The sequence below is a fragment of the Bacillus sp. AK25 genome, from assembly GCF_048270685.1.
Lineage (GTDB): Bacteria > Bacillota > Bacilli > Bacillales > Bacillaceae > Bacillus > Bacillus altitudinis.
Genome location: NZ_JBLUWC010000001.1, coordinates 436,954 through 454,344 on the forward strand (window position 1 = coordinate 436,954; position 17,391 = coordinate 454,344).

The window sequence follows — 17,391 nt, forward strand, 5'->3', positions numbered from 1 at the left end:
ATCCCTTCTTTATCTATAAAATAATGCTTTTCAGCTGTGACACGTTTTGAGATAAAACGCTGTGTTTGCCTAAATAATCAAGCAATGAGCTAATTAAAAAGGTTCTCGGTTGGTCCTTTGACAGTTCTTGACTCAGCAGTTCAAACGCAGAGAGGAGATCGTCCTTTTCTTCTCCGTTTGATAGTGTGTGAAGCTCTTGTTTCATCTTTGTTAAGTACGAGATGACAAGCTTTTCTTCATCATATTCTTCCTGTGTGGAAAGCAAATAAGAGTCCATCAGCTGATCTGTTAGCACAGGCTCAATGGAGCAAGGCTTTATTGATACACGGTCCATCACACCGATGATCATTTCGGCGGCATTTTCTAATTGGATGTTCTTGTGCTCAATCGCCAACATCAAGATGAATTCTCTCATTAATCCGTTGAGGACAATCACAAGATCCCACACATAAGGCGCAACAGATTCACCATATGTGCTTAAAATGATGTCTCTGTGTCGCTGCATGATAATGGAGCGTGTCTCACGTAAATGCTTAATGACGATGGGCGAATGCTGTGAAAAAGCTTCAAAGGACAGCATATTCAAAAATTTATGATTCTCTTTAAACTCTTCAAGCTCAAGCTTAATTTTTTTTGTGAATTTTTCCTTTTTGGACAGCGTCGTTTCGGAATGAATGATCTGAGAAATCTCTCTCATTTTGCGCTGATTGTATTTAATCAGTTCCAATAGAAGAGCTTCCTTTGAATCAAACAGTTTATAAATAGACGCTTTTGATATTTTACAGGCATCAGCAATTGACTGCATGGAGACACTCATATAGCCTTTTTGAGAAAATAATTTCTTCGATACCCGCAAAATCTCTTCTTGCTTTTCGTTCATCTTCATAAGTCCTTTCCGAATCGGCAAAACCATATGGTCACAATGGAAACCGAGTGGTCACTTTTGCTATGATAACAAAACCAATGGCACATGACAAGAAAATGAACTTAAAAAAATACATGTCTCAATGACATGTATCCGATTGTTGACAAAGGGCTAAAATGAACTTGATTTTAGCCCTTTGTCTTTTTTGTCATAGGCGAGTAACGAGATTGTATGTTAGAACAAAATACGATACATTTATCGTATGAATAATCCAAATCATCCAACCCAAGAAAACATGAGACTCATTTCTGTGCTGCAAGCATTGGCTGATCCTGTTCGGCTGGAGATTGTCCGCTGCTTAGCAGAAGCGGGTGAGAGAACATGCGGTACGTATGATATGAACATTGCCAAGTCCACACTGTCGCATCACTTTAAAGTACTAAGAGAAGCAGGCATCGTGAAAGTGAGAATTGACGGGAAGCACCGTTACTACTCTCTCAGAAAGGACGACATTGATACCGCTTTTCCAGGCCTCTTGTCATCCGTATTAGCTGTAGACAAGGAGCGGTGGTAAGAGAATTTTGCATCAATAAATGACAAATCCCCAAGGCATTGTAACCTTGGGGATTTGTGATGCGTCTCGTGTAAAACGGAATTAGGCCATTGAATGATCCATAGACAGATGGATAATCTCATAAGTGTGAATTTGCTTCTCTATATTCACTGGCAATGAGTCTAGAAAAGAATATTTGACGCATTTCCATTTATCGGGGTTATATACGATGACTTCACCCTTATTATTGTTAAAATGGGAAAAGAGATGGGCGATATCTAGATTTTCCAGGCAATCAGTAGGATGAATCGTCACATACTCTTCAAGAACGAATGTGCTACGATGAAAATCATCTGTTAAATGAACGGAATATGTGATGCCAATATTGATTTGTTTCCAGCCAAAAGAACGTAAAATATGATCAAATGACCCCTTAAACACAAAATCCGTCATCCCCTCAGATTGTTTCCAAATATACAATGGGCAATAGCCATTGTGTAAACTTCTATGTTTGTCTTTTTCAGTGATCAAATAAGCTTTAAATAATAAATCCTGATATCCATCTGTTTTCCATCCATTGTTTCGTACTCTTTTTCTAATGATATTCATATCATAATCCGCAGGCAGATCCACATGATATTGCATGGCATGCATTGAAACACTCCCTTTCAATAGCCATCATAATCGACTTCAAACCAGTTGAATAATACATATTTGTGTTATTGTTATCACAAAAAGTGATAGGTGATCATGTTGAATATAAATGATTTGATTATTTTTATAGAGGTGTATCAAAAAGAATCGATTAATCAAGCGGCTAAAGCTTTAGGGTATGCGCAATCCAATATTTCTCAAAGAATCAAAGCGCTTGAAACTTTATATGATGCAACATTTTTTATCCGGCATCATCATGGAATCAGTTCAACAGGACAGGGGGATTTATTTTATCAATACGCTCAAAAAATCGTAAAAGAAACGAAGGACATTCAACAAAAATTGACTTCACAGAAAAAGACCGTTTTATGCTCTGAACTTCTATTTAACGTTTTGTACGAGCAGCATGTTTTAGAGGATATTCAAGCCACTGATTTTATCATTGCTTCATCAAGTACGATCAACAAAAAGTTAACAGAGGATGTGTATGATCAAATTATTTCTTTTAATCAAATGGAAAAAGCGGAATATCAATTAAAAGAGGTAAAGAGCTTGGCATTGAACGTATATGGAAAATCCAAAGAGATATACGATGATGATATTTCATTGGTCGTGAATCGTGATCAGCTTTGCCCATTAAGACATGAGGCCACGCGTATGCTGGGTGATCGAACCCTATTTGAGTTAGATTCGTTTGAAGGAATGATCAAAATCGTTGAACAGGGAGATGGTATTGCGTTACTGCCAACCAACTTAAAAAGCCTTCAAACACTCGTGAAATTGCTAGAAAAAAATATTCACATCAACTATTACGTTTATGAAAGAATGTAATCGTAACACTCCTCTATGGGTTTAGTCCCGTCAAAGGAGCGCCACGATTCATCTACATGAGCTGTTTTATTTCCCATAAATCGAGTCATACAGGCGTTTCACCGCTGGCTTAATATCCTCTGGCCGCATATGAGAGAAACCGAGGACAAGCGGGACAAAGCCTTCTTTGTGACCAGGCACATGCTCATCAAGGGTAAAACGGTCCATCCCGTACATTTTCAGCTTTCGGTCTTTGGCACGCTGTAAAATCTCATGCTGCGTACGATCTGAGCGAAATTCTGCGATAAAATGCAGCCCTGCATTTTCCCCGATAATCCGTACATTGTCACGAAAGACAGTGTCGAGCTCCCCAATGAGCTGTTTTCGTTTTTCCTCATATAGCCCATTCATTCTTTTAATATGCCGCTGATAGGCGCCATCTTTTATAAAATAAAGAAGGGTGTATTGTGTAAAAAGATTGGCCGTTTGAATAAAAAAGTGCTGTTCTTCTTTATAGCGTCTTAATAAATGCTGCGGCAGCACCATGTAGCTGATCCTCAAGCCGGGCAGCAAAGATTTCGAAAAGGTCCCCATATAAATGACTTTGTCATAGCGATCAAGGCTTTGTAGCGCCGGTATGCTGTCTGTGCCGTACTTAAATTCACTGTCATAATCGTCCTCAATGATATAGCGGTCTGGCTGATCAGCTGCCCAGTTTAATAGCTGTATCCGCCTAGAAATCGGCATGATCACCCCTGTTGGGAACTGATGAGAAGGCGTAATGATCAAGACATTTGGCTCTTTCTTCTGAATATCGCTCATCCGCACCCCTTTTTGATCAATGCCAATCGTTTCAATCCGGTGATGATTGTTTTTCAGCATTTGATACAGTCTGCGATAGCCGGGGTTTTCTAATCCATATATTTGATCAGCTGGAAGGATGCTAGATAACGAATGAATGAGCGACTGTGTACCTGCACTTAAAATGAGCTGTTCAGGGTAGCATTTGACCCCTCGTGCAAGTCCAATCAGCCGGGCAATTGTTTCCCGTAGCTCATAGACGCCTTGTGGGTGCGGCAGCTCACCAAAGGCTTCTTGGTGGAGATGAATCGCTTTTTGCTCACTTTTCAGCCAGCTTTTAAAAGGAAAATTGGCTGTATCAACAGAAATATGAGAAAAGGAATACCAGTCATCTCGCTCAATCGGATTTTCCTTTAAATCAGCTGGAAGGGAAGAGGGTTTCAGTTGACCTGATTCATGAAATGTTTCCAGTGATTCCACAAAAAAGCCTTTCCGTTCAACTGAATATAAATATCCCTCGGCAAGCAGCTGCTGATAGGCGCCATTCACTGAGTTGACGCTGACGTTTAAAGTATCTGCTAACTCTCGTTTAGACGGTAATTGATCGTGTGGCTGCAGGTTGCGGTTTAAAATTTCCTCTTTAATTTTTGTATAAATTTGATGATAAATAAATCCGTTTTCCCCTGTTTGATCTAGTTGAATTGTCAGCATCTCGTCATTCCATCCTCTCTGGTACCATGAAAAAAATGATATTGGTACTTTCTATCATACCAAAAAATATTCAGAATAATAAAAAAGACATAAAGGGGATGGATGACAATGAGTCAAACGACAACAAACCGTTTTTCAACAGAGGAATGGCAGGGGAAAAGAGATCAATACGTCGCAAGAGGCGTAAGTAATGGCAACCGTCATCTTGCAGCGAAAGGGAAGGGAGCCGAGCTTTTCGATATTGATGGCAATCGTTTTATCGATTTTGCAGGCGCCATCGGTACATTAAATGTAGGACACTCCCATCCAAAGGTTGTGGAAGCAGTCAAAGCGCAGGCAGACAGCCTGATTCACCCAGGATTTAATGTCATGATGTACGAATCCTATATCGAATTGGCAGAAAAGCTATGCCACCTCACACCAGGCGACCACGACAAAAAAGCCATTTTCTTAAATTCAGGTGCCGAAGCGGTTGAAAACGCAGTGAAAATTGCCCGTAAATATACGAAAAGACAAGCGGTTGTCTCATTTACAAGAGGCTTCCACGGAAGAACGAATATGACGATGAGCATGACAAGCAAGGTCAAGCCTTATAAATTTGGATTCGGACCATTTGCGTCAGAGGTTTATCAAGCGCCGTATCCTTATTACTATCAAAAACCTGAAGGATTAAGCGATGCAGCCTACGACGAATACATCATCGATCAGTTCAATCAATTCTTTGTCGCAACCGTTGCACCAGAAACAGTCGCTTGTGTGGTGATGGAGCCAGTCCAAGGGGAGGGCGGATTCATTGTACCATCGAAGCGTTTTGTCCAGCATGTCGCTTCATTCTGTCAGCAACATGGAATCGTATTCGTGGCAGATGAGATCCAAACAGGATTCGCAAGAACAGGGAAATACTTTGCGATTGAACACTACGATGTGGTGCCAGACTTAATCACTGTGTCAAAATCACTTGCAGCTGGCCTGCCGCTGAGCGGTGTTGTTGGCAGAAAAGAATTACTTGATGCAGCGGACCCAGGGGAGCTAGGAGGAACGTATGCTGGCAGTCCATTAGGCTGTGTGGCAGCTTTGGCTGTACTTGATATTATTGAAACAGAACAACTGAATGAACGATCTGAACACATTGGACAAGTCATTGAGGACAAAGCGAATGAGTGGAGAAGTAAGTACTCATTCATCGGGGAAGTCCGGCGATTAGGGGCAATGGCGGCCATTGAAATTGTGGAAGATCAAACAACGCGTACACCAGATAAGAAGACAGCCGCAGCGATTGCAGCCTATGCAAACAAGCACGGACTACTCTTATTAACGGCAGGGATCAATGGGAATATTATTCGCTTTTTAACACCACTTGTCATCACAGATGAGCTGCTGCAAGAAGGACTAGGGATTATCGAAGACGCCTTCACAGCACGCTAAACAACAAAGGGGGATGGTTGTATGCAAAAACAACAAATGGCTAAAACCATGTCGCAGTCAGACGTACTGTTTTTATCCATTGGTGCAATGCTTGGCTGGGGCTGGGTTGTACTTTCGGGAGATTGGATTTTAACAGCTGGATTTTTAGGAAGTGTGATTGCCTTTGTCATAGGGGGCATTCTCGTCATCTTTATTGGACTAACGTATGCAGAGCTTTCCTCTGCAATTCCAGAAACAGGCGGAGGACTCGTCTTTGTCCAGCGGGCATTTGGGATCAAATCAGCGTTTGTCTCCGCATGGGGCGTATTGTTCGGTTATGTGTCCGTGATTACGTTTGAAGCGGTCGCACTTCCGACAGTCATTGACTATGTTATTCCAACACAGCATGTTGGTTTCCTATGGAATATAGGAGGATGGGATGTTTACTTTACATGGGTATTGATTGGATCTGGCGGTGCGCTGTTTTTAACAGCTCTCAACTACATTGGCGCAAAGCCTGCTGCTATTTTTCAATCGGTGTTCACAGTGGCCATTATCCTGACAGGTTTTCTTCTATTAGGCGGAGCTACATTTAATGGAGATTTTGCAAACCTTGAGCCGATGTTTCAAGGCGGGGTTGGCGGTCTGATGGCTGTGTTAGTGATGATTCCCTTTTTATTCGTTGGGTTTGATGTCATCCCGCAGGTAGCGGCGGAGATTAACGCACCGAAGAAGATCATCGGGAGAATTTTGATTATCTCCATTGTGAGTGCGGTTGTATTTTATCTACTCATTGTCTTTGGAGTAGCGGCAGGATTGTCAAAAGGTCAACTTGAGGCTTCATCACTAGCAACAGCAGATGCTATGGTACAGCTTCTTGGTCATCAGGCGTTTGGGACTGTGCTTGTCATTGGTGGTGTAGCAGGCATTGTGACGAGCTGGAATGCATTTATCATTGGTGCAAGCCGTATCCTCTACGCAATGGCGGAAAGAGGCATGATTTCCAAATGGTTTGCGTATATTCATCCGAAGTATAAAACTCCGACAAATGCCATTTTGTTCTTAGGTGCATTGGCCTTTTTTGCACCATTACTAGGCCGACCTGCCCTCGTGTGGATTGTCAATGCAGGCGGTGTGGGCATCATCGTTGGGTATTTGATTGTGTCCATTGCCTTTATGAGACTTCGCAAGACAGAACCTGAGCTTGAGCGTCCATACCGCATTAAATATTGGCGGACGACCGGCGTTTTTGCCATTGGACTCAGTCTCCTTTTTCTTTCATTTTATTTTCCAGGGATGCCGGCTTCCTTGTCATGGCCAGCTGAATGGATTTTGCTTTTAGGTTGGGCACTCATTGGGTATATACTATATGTAATGAATCCAAGAACGAAGGAGAAGATAGAGCATGACGAACGAACTCAAAGTGTATAATCCTGCAACCGGAGAAGAAATTGCCTCAGTTGCTCAGCATACAAAAGAACAGATTGAAGATGCGATCACTCGCTCACACAAAGCATTCAAAACATGGGCAAAAACGTCAGCCCATGAACGTGCAAATATCATTCGCAAATGGTTTGATCTCATGATCGAGCATAAAGAAAGACTTGCAAAAATCATCACAGAAGAAAACGGGAAGCCGTATCAAGAAGCATTAGGGGAAATCGTCTATGCCGCTGGATATATTGAATGGTACGCAGAGGAAGCAAAGCGGATTTACGGCAGAACGATCCCGTCTCATACGACAAACAAACGTCTATTTGTCACAAAACAGCCAGTCGGTCCTGTTGCCGCCATTACACCATGGAATTTCCCTGCGGCGATGATTACAAGGAAGGCGGCACCAGCGCTTGCGGCGGGCTGTACGTTTATCGTGAAACCTGCTGAAGACACGCCGCTTACGGCCATTGAGCTTGTCAAATTAGGCCATGAAGCCGGAATTCCAGAGGATGCCTTGCAATGGGTGATTGGAGATGGAAAAGAAGTGGGGGAAATCTTCACAGATAGTCCATTGATCCGCAAGATCACGTTTACTGGCTCAACACCAGTTGGAAAACATCTCATCAAAAACAGTGCGAGCACAGTGAAACACGTTTCTATGGAACTTGGCGGTCATGCCCCGCTGATCGTCGATAAGGACGCCAACCTTGAATTGGCTGTGAAACAAGCAGTGGCATCTAAATTCCGTAATGCAGGCCAGACGTGTGTTTGTGCCAATCGCTTAATCGTCCATGAAGAAATTCATGAAGCATTTGCGCAAAGCTTCAGCAAAGAAGTAGAAAAGCTGAAAGTAGGAAATGGGTTTGAGGAAGGAACGTCCATCGGACCGATTATCAATAAGCGAGGCTTCGATAAAATTGTCGACCAAATTCAAGATGCCGTGGATAAAGGGGCGAAAGTTCTTGTCGGCGGCGATACACATTTTGACGATGAGAAGTCGTATTATTTTGTTCAGCCGACGGTGCTAACTCATGTCGACCCTTCAATGAACATTATGCATGAAGAGACGTTTGGTCCAGTTGCACCCATTACGACATTTAGCACATTAGATGAAGCCATTGAATTAGCAAATGATACACCTTTTGGACTTGCGGCTTATTTCTTTACAGAGAATTACCGCAATGGTCTCTATATATCTGAGAATCTAGATTACGGGATTATTGGCTGGAATGACGGGGGACCATCCGCTGTGCAGGCACCTTTCGGCGGTATGAAAGAGAGCGGTATTGGCCGTGAAGGCGGCATCGAAGGCATCGAGCCTTATTTAGAAACAAAATATGTGTCAATTGGTTTAGACGAATAACATGTGAAAAAGACTGTCCGAGAAGTCTCGGCAGTCTCAGCGTGTAGACAAACCCTCGCATTCTTTGTCAGTCCTGCGTGCTGGTGCTCACGAATGCCAAATTCGCTCCGCGCCAGTACTCGTCCTTCCTAGACTGCAAAGGTTTTCTATTACGCTGAAAAGGAAGACAAAGGGCTAAAATCAAGTTCATTTTAGCCCTTTATCAACAATCTGTGACTGTCCGAGAAGACTCGGCAGTCTTTTTTATGTTAAACAGCCGGTGGGAAAAGTTGATCCACCGTTTCTTTTGTTTCTTTGAGAATCTCGTGGATGTCGTCTGCAGATGCTTGTTCCATGCTGCTGAATAAGAGCCGTTCGACTGGCTGAACGCCGATCAGATCGAAGGCGGCTGTATCTGTCGTCATGTGATGGCTGGGGGTGATGATCATATTTGAATCAAGAAAGGTCCTCGGTGCATCATGCGTATTAATAATGACCCCTTTTTTGTCTCGAAGCAGATTTTTCACCACTCCGTTTTCATTGATCTCATACGCAAACCCCTCTGAAAAAACGCGCTCCACATAACCCTTTAGCATCGCCGGCAAGCCTGTCCACCATATTGGAAAGATAAACGTGAGGACATCAGCTTGTTGAATCAGCTTCTGCTCTCTTTGAACCGGTACCGGCACATGTCCGTTTCTCATGGCAACCTTTTCTGCTGTTGTCAGCTCTGGCGGAAAGCCAATGCTATACACATCACGAACCGTCACATCATGACCATTGTTCAAAAGAGTGCTTACAACAAGATCTAATAGGGTTTGATTTAAGCTTTGCTGGGGATGAGCAAATATGATTAGATGGTTCATCTCATAGCCTCCTAGGTGGTCATGTGTCTCATTATGGCATGCACGAGTATCCTATTCAATCCTATATTGGAAATGATAGGTTGGGAAAATAAAAAGCGACCGCTTGAAAAAACGATCGCTCATGTAAGGTTTATTTCTTTCTAAAAGCAAGTCCAAGTGCAATCAATGCCACAACTAAGGCTGCAATGGACAGACCAAGAACAAGTGGTGAAGAAGAAGAAGAGGCTGTTTCAGATGCCTTTTCTTCTTTTGGTTTTTCTTGACCATGTGAATCCGTTACGGTATTAGACGCAACAATGTTTGTGATCGAATGAGGCTTATCAGCGTCCTTGTCGCCAGTCCATTCAACTACTGTTCCATCCTTATAATATTGATACGCATCCCATGCCGCTTCGCCAGCTTTTTCAGGGTTTTTTGCGACAAACACGAATTGCTGGAACTGTCCAGCAAGGACACCATCGCCAGTTGCTTCCCAAGTGACTCTTGTGACTTTTCCGTTTTTCTCTTCAGTTGTTGTTTTCCAGCCAGGCACTGGCTCGTATTGCTGGAATTCTACGCCTTTAGGCATCGTGATGACAACCTTTGTTGTCGGACTGTCGCTTTCAGAAGGTACTTTTAACGTATAGGTTTCCCAAGCATTCGTTGCAGATGTATCAGGTTTGACTGTCACGTGTGCACTCACAGGAATCGCCAGTAAAAATGAAGCGAGAAGCATTGGTAATAAAGCTTTAACGTATTTTTTCATATGATATGAACTCCTTTTAGTTTCTTCTAATGAATGTCGTATCGATGTTGTCAAAAGAACCAGTTAATGCATGAATCTCAATTTTCCAAGTGCCTTTTTCATTTAGTAAGAGGTTTTCAGCCGAGAAGTGACCATTCTTTAATCGTTTCAGCTGAAACTCGTTTGGCGTTTCATCACCGAACAAGGAGACTTTGTGGATCTTAGCTGTCACAGATTGAATGTCTGTGATCGTTTGTCCATCCTTCTTCGTAAATGCCACCTCGAACGTGTTTTTACCAGGAGCATTCGGGGTAATGCTCAAAGACACAAGGTCACGATGCTCCACCTGATTGGCTCCAAAGAATGGCTCTGGTGCAGGCGGCGGAGGACTTGGGATATTGGTGAATACGGCTGTTAATAGTAAAATAGCGATTCCAATGATCCACTCTGCTCGTAAAGATACGTTTCGTTTCTGCTTCTTTTCCCATCTCAGCATCAAATAATGGACGAGCCCAAGAAGACCCATGATGATAAATAAACCAAGTTTGATTAAGAAGGTGCGTCCATAAGCTGATTGGAAAAGGGCATCAAATGATTGCAGAATAAAAATCGCATTCACAAACCCAGAAAACACAATCAGTCCAACTGAGAGCAGTGCCCACGGATGAAAAGCTGTCAGGGTGCTGCGTATGAGCGGCTGATCTTCATTCGGCAGTTTCTTCATCAAAAGAAGGACAATGGCTGTTAAGCCGCCGACCCAAATGGATGCAGAAACGAGATGAATGAAGTCAAGTGACGTTGTCAGTATTTTATTATCTGTAGCGGCTGGATGACCGATTTGTGCTTTCAGCCAAAGGAGCACGATGAAAATGAGCAGTGGAAACAGCCATACCCGGAAGGAAGTGAAGTTTCCTTTTTTCATCGCCACAATCGTCCAGATCGTCAGTAGAACAAATGACGCCATTAGCATCATCCACAGACTCCCGCCCGAAGTCGACGCAATGGTTTCTTGTAAAAGCGATGGTTGAAATGCCCCTAAAAAGGACACGTCTGCCGCTGATTTAGTTTGAATCGGCAGCTGGAACAAGAGTGCTCCGCCCATCATGATCAGTGAAACAGTTAAGAGTCGCTTCATTCGCCGGGCTAAAACGTCGGTTATGGCCGCTTTAAACCATAGAAGCCCAAATAAAATGGTTCCAAGAAATAAGCTGAATGACGTATACAGAAAGGCTTTGTCAATGGTTGAAGCCATGTCGATGGATTCACTTGATTGTCCTTGATCTAATTGATCAAATCCTCCATCCGCTTTTCCGATACTAAACGGAATCATGCCAGACACAGAGTGCCCATCGGCTGATACCGCATTCCACTGAATGGTGTAAATGCCTTTAGGTAAATTCTTTTTTAAAGCTGCTTCCATGATCTTTTGCTCTTTGATGACCGTATCTCCTTGATCGACACGATCCCCTTTTGCATTGAACACCTTAATGGCATGAAATCCACTTTCGATTCCTTCACTAAAGGTGATCGAGACTGCAGGAGGCTGCTGATCCAGCTCTTCATTTGCTACTGGATTTGAGCTCACCACATATGCATGAGCAAATGCCTCTTTTGGCATGAAAAAGGAGAACATGAAGATGAGCAGCAGAAGCCACTTACGATATTTCAACAATGTGAATAACCGCCTTTCTACCTATGAAAATGTCTCATGTATCAGAAAGAAAGCGGCAGTAAACTGTGAGTCACAGAAAAAACCGCTCTTTCTATTGTACCGCCCACTCTAAAAGGTAAACGAAACAAATAGTAAGATGGTTCACTTTTTCTGTGTCATGTCTTGTCTGCGCAGACGTTTCTTGAATGTTTGATCAATATAAGCCTATTCGATTTAAGTAGAGGAAACAAGAAGTGACGATTTGAAAGTTGTGAAATTCCAATGAATTTTGCGCCAAAACAACAGTAGATTCAACTTTTACCCCGCTATCATCTATGGTATGCCGAGAGGTGTCACATTATTTTTCAATTTTGTCACACACTAAGTGACAAAGTGACATTTAGTTTCAATTGAAGGGAAAGTGAAAGCGTTTTACGATAGGTATAAGGGCTTCACTGACTCTTGTTCTTATATCTTTTGACCTATAAAGCCCGAAATAAAGGGAGAGAAGAAAGGGGTTTTCACAGATGCAGGAAAAAAGCGGATTCCGCGTGAAAGTACAGCGCTTTGGAAGCTATTTAAGCGGCATGATTATGCCGAATATTGGTGCATTTATTGCATGGGGACTCATTACAGCTTTGTTCATTCCAAGTGGTTATCTTCCGAATGAGCAATTAGCTACACTCGTTGGACCGATGATTAACTACTTACTGCCGCTCTTAATTGGTTACACAGGCGGTAAACTCGTCTATGACCATCGAGGCGGAGTGCTCGGTGCTACGGCTACGATTGGGGTCATTGTTGGCTCAGACATTCCAATGTTTTTAGGTGCCATGATCATGGGGCCGCTGGGCGGTTATCTTATTAAGAAAATCGACCAGCTGTTCAAAGACCGAATCAAATCTGGCTTTGAAATGCTTGTGAATAACTTTACGGCAGGTATCCTCGGTGCCATTCTTGTTGCCATTGCATTCTATGCTATCGGCCCAGTGGTACTAGGACTGAATAAAGCCCTTGCGGCAGGGGTAGATATCATTGTCAATGCTCATTTACTACCGCTGGCAAGTATCTTCATTGAACCTGCAAAAGTATTATTCTTAAACAACGCAATTAACCAAGGTATTTTAGGGCCGTTAGGGGTCGAGCAAGCAGCGAAGACAGGGCAGTCTGTTCTGTTCTTGCTTGAAACAAACCCAGGGCCAGGTTTAGGTGTTCTTCTTGCGTATATGTTCTTTGGAAGAGGAAATGCGAAACAGTCTGCACCAGGTGCCATTGTCATTCAGTTCTTAGGAGGAATCCATGAAATTTACTTCCCGTACATCTTAATGAAACCAAAACTCATTTTGGCTGTCATTGCAGGGGGAGCAAGTGGTGTCCTGACGTTCACATTATTAAATGCAGGATTAAAAGCTGTGCCGTCACCAGGAAGTATTATTGCGCTTATGCTGATGTCTCCAAAAGGCGGTCACCTTGCCGTTTTAGCAGGTGTTGTCGTAGCAGCTATCGTATCGTTCCTTGTCGCATCGGTCATTTTGAAAGCATCTAAAGAAGTTGACGAAGATTTAACAGCAGCAACAGAAAAGATGCAGGACATGAAAGGCAAGAAAAGTGCAGCCGCCGCTGCTCTTACAGCACAAAATGAAGACGCTGAAGCTAATGAGCAAGCAGCATCTCCAAGTGACGTCAATCCAGATGACGTGAACAAAATCATCTTTGCCTGCGATGCAGGGATGGGTTCAAGTGCAATGGGTGCGTCCATTCTGAAAAACAAAGTGAAAAAGGCAGAGCTTGATATCGATGTGACAAACACATCGATCAGCAACATCCCAGACGATGCGGATGTGGTCTTTACTCATAAAGATTTAACAGACAGAGCAAAGGCAAAGCTGCCAGGCGCTGTGCATATCTCAGTGGATAATTTCTTAAACAGCCCGAAATATGATGAGCTGATTGAGAAATTGAAAAAATAACATGACGAAACGGGTTGAGTCCAATTTTTCCTAATTGAACTCCCCGTTTTGGTTGTTTTCCTGATTTTTATTCTAAAAAAGGTGTGTGATCATGTATGAAACAAGTACTTTCTAAAGACAATATTTTTCTAAACGAACAAGCAGGTTCTAAAGAAGAAGCCATCAAAAAAGCAGGCGAAGTCCTTGTAGCAAACGGCTACGTCACAAGTGATTATGTCGACAAAATGTTTGAAAGAGAAGAAATTTCTTCTACATTTATGGGGAACGGCATTGCAATCCCTCATGGAACAGAGGATGCGAAAGCGGCAGTCCTTCATTCAGGGATTTCGATTATCCAAATTCCAGATGGTGTTGAATATGGGGAAGGAAATGTGGCGAAAGTCGTCTTTGGGATCGCTGGGAAAAACAACGAGCATCTTGATATTCTGTCTCAAATTGCGATTGTCTGTTCAGAAGAAGAAAATGTAGAACGGATCATTCATGCAAAGGATCAGGATGAACTGATCGCCATCTTTAATGAGGTGAACTAACATGAAGGCACTTCATTTTGGAGCAGGGAATATTGGCAGAGGGTTTATCGGTTCTTTGTTAAAGGCATCAGGCTTTGAGCTTGTCTTTACCGATGTGAATGAAGCGGTCATCAATGAGCTGAATGAAAGAGGAGAATACACGGTTGAACTCGCAGCACCAGGGCAGAAGCAAGAAGTAGTCGGGCCCGTATCAGCGATCAATTCCTCGCAAAACCCAGCGGCATTAACAGAGGCCGTTGCCACAGCCAATTTGATTACAACAGCTGTTGGACCAGCCGTATTGAAGATCATTGCCTCATCTATTGCTGAAGGTTTAAAACAAAAAAAGCCTGACCATATCATCAACATCGTGGCATGTGAAAATATGATTGGGGGAAGTGCTCATTTAAAAGAAGCGGTGTTCTCTCATTTAACAGCAGATGAGCAAGCAGTGATATCACAAACCGTTGGCTTTCCAAACGCTGCGGTTGACCGCATTGTTCCGATTCAGCACCATGAGGACATTCTCAAAGTGTCGGTTGAACCATTTTTCGAGTGGGTCATTGATGAGACGGGCTTTATTGGAGATGTTCCGCAAATTGACGGAGCGACCTTTGTCCAAGATTTGACGCCGTATATTGAACGGAAGCTTTTCACCGTCAATACAGGACATGCACTAGCGGCTTATGTCGGGTATCAGCAAGGCGTAAAAACCATTAAAGAAGCTGTTGATACACCAGGCATTCGTCAAGTTGTCGAAGGTGCCCTTCATGAAACAGGCAGTTATTTAATTGACGCGTATGGCTTCCGAAAAGAAGAACATGATGCGTACATTCAAAAAATCATCAAACGATTTGAAAATGCGTTTATTTCCGATGAAGTGACTCGTGTCGCACGCTCTCCTCTTAGAAAGCTGGGAGCAGATGACCGTTTAATCGGTCCAGCGAAAAAGATCAAGCAGCCAGTGTACTTAATCAAAGGGATTGCTGCTGCTTTGGCTTACGACTTTGCAGAAGACGAAGAAGCGGTCCGCTTGCAGGCATTAAGGAAAGAAAAAGGCATTGAAGGTGTGCTTCAAGAGGTATGTGGACTCAAACCTGAAGACGATCTCTATCAAGACATCCTCAAAGAAACCGAGCGATAATCAAAAAATCCCTTTCTAACGTGAAAAGAAGACAAAGGGCTAAAATCAATTTTAGCCCTTTGTCAACAATCTGAGATCCCTTTCTCTAACGTGAAAGGGATTTTTCTATGACTTTTTTAATACTTTCCCCTGCATGACGATATATGTAGTAAGGGGGAATTAGAACATGAAAAAGAAAGCGTTTGCTTCAAGGAGTGTCTTTTTTCAATTGATGTCAGCCATTATCGTTATTACAATTTTAACAGGCGGACTTGTAGGAACAACGGGGTATTTTTTAGCGAAAAATGTCTTAATTGATGCAGGGAAAGCAGATTTAAAACACATCGTAAATGGAGCGATGGCCACTCTTGAACAATTGAACGACCGTGTGGAGAAAAAAGAACTGACGCTTGAACAGGCGCAGGAACAAGCCCGTATATACTTGAGCGGGCCGAAGAATGACAACGGGAAAGGGTATCAATTTCAAAAATCAGATTTCATCTATAAAAATAAAGGCTACCTTGTCGCATATGGAGCCGATTATTCATCACAGGTTCATCCAGTTAACGACATCGGCGTCATCCCAGATAACACGACAAATCGTCAAAAAATGGTCGCTGGCGCCACAGCAAAAGGCGAGGATGCACACTATATCACCTATATGGATAAAGACGATGCCACGGGGGAAGAAAAGCAAAAACTCGCTTATATGAACCAGTTTACACCGTGGAATTGGAGTATAGGAATCGCTGTATTTCAGGATGAATTTTATAAAGAACTAGAGCAGATGAAGCTCTATATTATTCTCATTACAGCAGGTGTCGCTCTTTTAAGTATGGGTGTCTTTTATTTGGCAGCCCGAGGAAAAGTGAGATTGCTTAAGCAAGTCACGGCTGCTTCAAAAGAAATTGCGGCAGGCAATCTTGAACGCACCAGCTTAAAAGAAACCTCGGATGAAATTGGGCAGTTGGCAAAAGGTTTTAATCATATGTCAGGAGAGCTTAGAGCACTTGTGAGCGGTTTGCAGGAAACGAGCAGCCAGCTCGTCGAATCTGCGACAGATCTATCCGCCATCTCTGAAGAAACATCCGCTAGCAGTGAAGAAATTGGCAGAGCGATTGGAGACATCTCAACAGGGACTCTTCATCAGGCATCAGACCTTGAGGTAGCCAATCAACAAATGACTCAGTTCAATCAATCCATTGAAAACGTCAAAGAAAAAAGCGACCAGATCAAACGAATTTCAGACCAGTCGAACCAATCTTCCCAGCAGGGTCAGCAAATTGTCCAGCAATTAAAACAATCAAATGAGCAATCCATTCAGGCATCTCAAGGCATTCGATCAGGGATTGAGCAGTTAAGTACAAAAGTACAAGATATTTCTCAAATCACAGATACCATTGAAAGCATTTCAAACGAAACGAACTTACTGGCACTGAATGCGAGCATTGAAGCAGCTCGTGCAGGAGAGCATGGCAAAGGATTCTCGGTTGTGGCGAGTGAAGTGCGGAATTTAGCTGAACAGACAAAGCAATCAGCTGTTCAAATACAGCAGATGATTCAAGGCATTAAAGAAGAAACGACGGCTACAGCTGGCATGATGTCCAAAACAATGGATCGTTTTGCCGAGCTTGATGAAGCGGTTCATGCAACAGAACAAGAATTCAATTCCATCTCTACATCGATTTCACAAACCATCGTTGAAACGAATGCGATGGCAAAAGAGCTGAATACATTACTGGAACAAAACGACCTCATCACAAAAGCGATGCATGGTGCAGCGCATATTTCTCAAGAAAATGCCGCAGCGATTGAAGAAATCACTGCATCTACAGACGAACAAGTCACCGCCATCTCCAATGTGGCGAAGGCAGCAGAAAGGCTCAATGAGCTAAGCATGCGATTGAATCAAGATATTGCACGTTATCGTTTATAAGGTATGGTCAAACGGACGTCGAAAAGTCGATGTCC

The 17,391-nt window shown here is 42.9% G+C and carries 15 protein-coding genes; 9 read left to right on the forward strand and 6 right to left on the reverse strand.

Features of this window, described 5'->3' with window-relative positions; translation table 11 throughout:
* Positions 1-13: 13 nt before the first annotated feature.
* Complete coding sequence (locus ACNO7B_RS02110; protein ID WP_224559208.1) at positions 14-880, reverse strand: TetR/AcrR family transcriptional regulator; 867 nt, start codon at positions 878-880, stop codon at positions 14-16.
* 247 nt (positions 881-1,127) lie between these two features.
* Here ACNO7B_RS02110 and ACNO7B_RS02115 point away from each other — a divergent pair, with 247 nt between their 5' ends.
* On the forward strand, positions 1,128-1,439 hold the full coding sequence (locus ACNO7B_RS02115; protein WP_041508257.1) for an ArsR/SmtB family transcription factor: 312 nt from the start codon (positions 1,128-1,130) through the stop codon (positions 1,437-1,439).
* An 81-nt stretch (positions 1,440-1,520) separates the two neighbouring features.
* Here the strand turns inward: ACNO7B_RS02115 and ACNO7B_RS02120 are convergent, their stop codons facing one another.
* Positions 1,521-2,072 (reverse strand): DUF4865 family protein, encoded by a 552-nt coding sequence (locus tag ACNO7B_RS02120; RefSeq protein WP_417901096.1) that lies wholly within the window; start codon positions 2,070-2,072, stop codon positions 1,521-1,523.
* Positions 2,073-2,168: 96 nt separating this feature from the next.
* On the opposite strand from ACNO7B_RS02120, the gene ACNO7B_RS02125 reads away from it, so the two are divergent.
* Positions 2,169-2,903, forward strand: a complete 735-nt coding sequence (locus ACNO7B_RS02125; protein WP_254506056.1) for a LysR family transcriptional regulator — start codon at positions 2,169-2,171, stop codon at positions 2,901-2,903.
* A 66-nt stretch (positions 2,904-2,969) separates the two neighbouring features.
* Here the strand turns inward: ACNO7B_RS02125 and ACNO7B_RS02130 are convergent, their stop codons facing one another.
* Positions 2,970-4,394, reverse strand: a complete 1,425-nt coding sequence (locus tag ACNO7B_RS02130) for a PLP-dependent aminotransferase family protein (RefSeq protein ID WP_060780767.1) — start codon at positions 4,392-4,394, stop codon at positions 2,970-2,972.
* A gap of 108 nt (positions 4,395-4,502) precedes the next feature.
* Between ACNO7B_RS02130 and gabT the strand changes: the two genes are divergently transcribed.
* Genes gabT through ACNO7B_RS02145 form a run of 3 tightly spaced genes read left to right on the forward strand, consistent with a single transcriptional unit; the run spans position 4,503 to position 8,598 of the window.
* The gene (gabT, locus tag ACNO7B_RS02135) at positions 4,503-5,819 is read left to right on the forward strand and encodes a 4-aminobutyrate--2-oxoglutarate transaminase (RefSeq protein ID WP_076822676.1); all 1,317 of its coding nucleotides are present in this window, start codon (positions 4,503-4,505) and stop codon (positions 5,817-5,819) included.
* Between the two features lie 21 nt (positions 5,820-5,840).
* Positions 5,841-7,229 carry an APC family permease gene (locus tag ACNO7B_RS02140; protein ID WP_417901097.1) on the forward strand — a complete coding sequence of 463 codons (1,389 nt, stop codon included), beginning with the start codon at positions 5,841-5,843 and terminating at the stop codon, positions 7,227-7,229.
* A complete protein-coding gene (locus tag ACNO7B_RS02145) occupies positions 7,204-8,598 on the forward strand; it encodes an NAD-dependent succinate-semialdehyde dehydrogenase (protein ID WP_007498133.1) in 1,395 nt (464 codons plus the stop codon). The genes ACNO7B_RS02140 and ACNO7B_RS02145 overlap by 26 nt, the downstream gene beginning before the upstream one ends.
* Before the next feature lie 248 nt (positions 8,599-8,846).
* Here the strand turns inward: ACNO7B_RS02145 and ACNO7B_RS02150 are convergent, their stop codons facing one another.
* The 3 genes from ACNO7B_RS02150 to ACNO7B_RS02160 all read right to left on the reverse strand — a co-directional run bounded on the left by ACNO7B_RS02150 (position 8,847) and on the right by ACNO7B_RS02160 (position 11,839).
* Complete coding sequence (locus tag ACNO7B_RS02150) at positions 8,847-9,443, reverse strand: NAD(P)H-dependent oxidoreductase (protein ID WP_007498130.1); 597 nt, start codon at positions 9,441-9,443, stop codon at positions 8,847-8,849.
* Between the two features lie 130 nt (positions 9,444-9,573).
* Positions 9,574-10,188: a YcnI family protein gene (locus tag ACNO7B_RS02155; RefSeq protein ID WP_017358509.1), complete on the reverse strand. Its 615-nt coding sequence runs from the start codon at positions 10,186-10,188 to the stop codon at positions 9,574-9,576.
* 16 nt (positions 10,189-10,204) lie between these two features.
* Positions 10,205-11,839, reverse strand: coding sequence for a copper resistance protein CopC (locus ACNO7B_RS02160; protein ID WP_241511736.1), 1,635 nt, complete (start codon positions 11,837-11,839; stop codon positions 10,205-10,207).
* A gap of 506 nt (positions 11,840-12,345) precedes the next feature.
* On the opposite strand from ACNO7B_RS02160, the gene ACNO7B_RS02165 reads away from it, so the two are divergent.
* From ACNO7B_RS02165 to ACNO7B_RS02180, 4 genes are all read left to right on the forward strand, one after another.
* Positions 12,346-13,788, forward strand: a complete 1,443-nt coding sequence (locus ACNO7B_RS02165; protein WP_367638071.1) for a PTS mannitol transporter subunit IICB — start codon at positions 12,346-12,348, stop codon at positions 13,786-13,788.
* A 95-nt stretch (positions 13,789-13,883) separates the two neighbouring features.
* Positions 13,884-14,318, forward strand: a complete 435-nt coding sequence (locus ACNO7B_RS02170) for a PTS sugar transporter subunit IIA (protein ID WP_019743148.1) — start codon at positions 13,884-13,886, stop codon at positions 14,316-14,318.
* Position 14,319: 1 nt separating this feature from the next.
* The gene (locus ACNO7B_RS02175; RefSeq protein WP_417901098.1) at positions 14,320-15,441 is read left to right on the forward strand and encodes a mannitol-1-phosphate 5-dehydrogenase; all 1,122 of its coding nucleotides are present in this window, start codon (positions 14,320-14,322) and stop codon (positions 15,439-15,441) included.
* 166 nt (positions 15,442-15,607) lie between these two features.
* Complete coding sequence (locus ACNO7B_RS02180) at positions 15,608-17,356, forward strand: methyl-accepting chemotaxis protein (RefSeq protein ID WP_417901099.1); 1,749 nt, start codon at positions 15,608-15,610, stop codon at positions 17,354-17,356.
* Positions 17,357-17,391: the final 35 nt, after the last annotated feature.

Coding starts and splice junctions, on each gene's coding strand:
- ACNO7B_RS02110 (WP_224559208.1), bottom strand. CDS start 880: ATGAACGAAAAGCAAGAAGAGATTTTGCGGGTATCGAAGAAATTATTT.
- ACNO7B_RS02115 (WP_041508257.1), top strand. CDS start 1,128: ATGAATAATCCAAATCATCCAACCCAAGAAAACATGAGACTCATTTCT.
- ACNO7B_RS02120 (WP_417901096.1), bottom strand. CDS start 2,072: ATGCATGCCATGCAATATCATGTGGATCTGCCTGCGGATTATGATATG.
- ACNO7B_RS02125 (WP_254506056.1), top strand. CDS start 2,169: ATGTTGAATATAAATGATTTGATTATTTTTATAGAGGTGTATCAAAAA.
- ACNO7B_RS02130 (WP_060780767.1), bottom strand. CDS start 4,394: ATGCTGACAATTCAACTAGATCAAACAGGGGAAAACGGATTTATTTAT.
- gabT (WP_076822676.1), top strand. CDS start 4,503: ATGAGTCAAACGACAACAAACCGTTTTTCAACAGAGGAATGGCAGGGG.
- ACNO7B_RS02140 (WP_417901097.1), top strand. CDS start 5,841: ATGCAAAAACAACAAATGGCTAAAACCATGTCGCAGTCAGACGTACTG.
- ACNO7B_RS02145 (WP_007498133.1), top strand. CDS start 7,204: ATGACGAACGAACTCAAAGTGTATAATCCTGCAACCGGAGAAGAAATT.
- ACNO7B_RS02150 (WP_007498130.1), bottom strand. CDS start 9,443: ATGAACCATCTAATCATATTTGCTCATCCCCAGCAAAGCTTAAATCAA.
- ACNO7B_RS02155 (WP_017358509.1), bottom strand. CDS start 10,188: ATGAAAAAATACGTTAAAGCTTTATTACCAATGCTTCTCGCTTCATTT.
- ACNO7B_RS02165 (WP_367638071.1), top strand. CDS start 12,346: ATGCAGGAAAAAAGCGGATTCCGCGTGAAAGTACAGCGCTTTGGAAGC.
- ACNO7B_RS02170 (WP_019743148.1), top strand. CDS start 13,884: ATGAAACAAGTACTTTCTAAAGACAATATTTTTCTAAACGAACAAGCA.
- ACNO7B_RS02175 (WP_417901098.1), top strand. CDS start 14,320: ATGAAGGCACTTCATTTTGGAGCAGGGAATATTGGCAGAGGGTTTATC.
- ACNO7B_RS02180 (WP_417901099.1), top strand. CDS start 15,608: ATGAAAAAGAAAGCGTTTGCTTCAAGGAGTGTCTTTTTTCAATTGATG.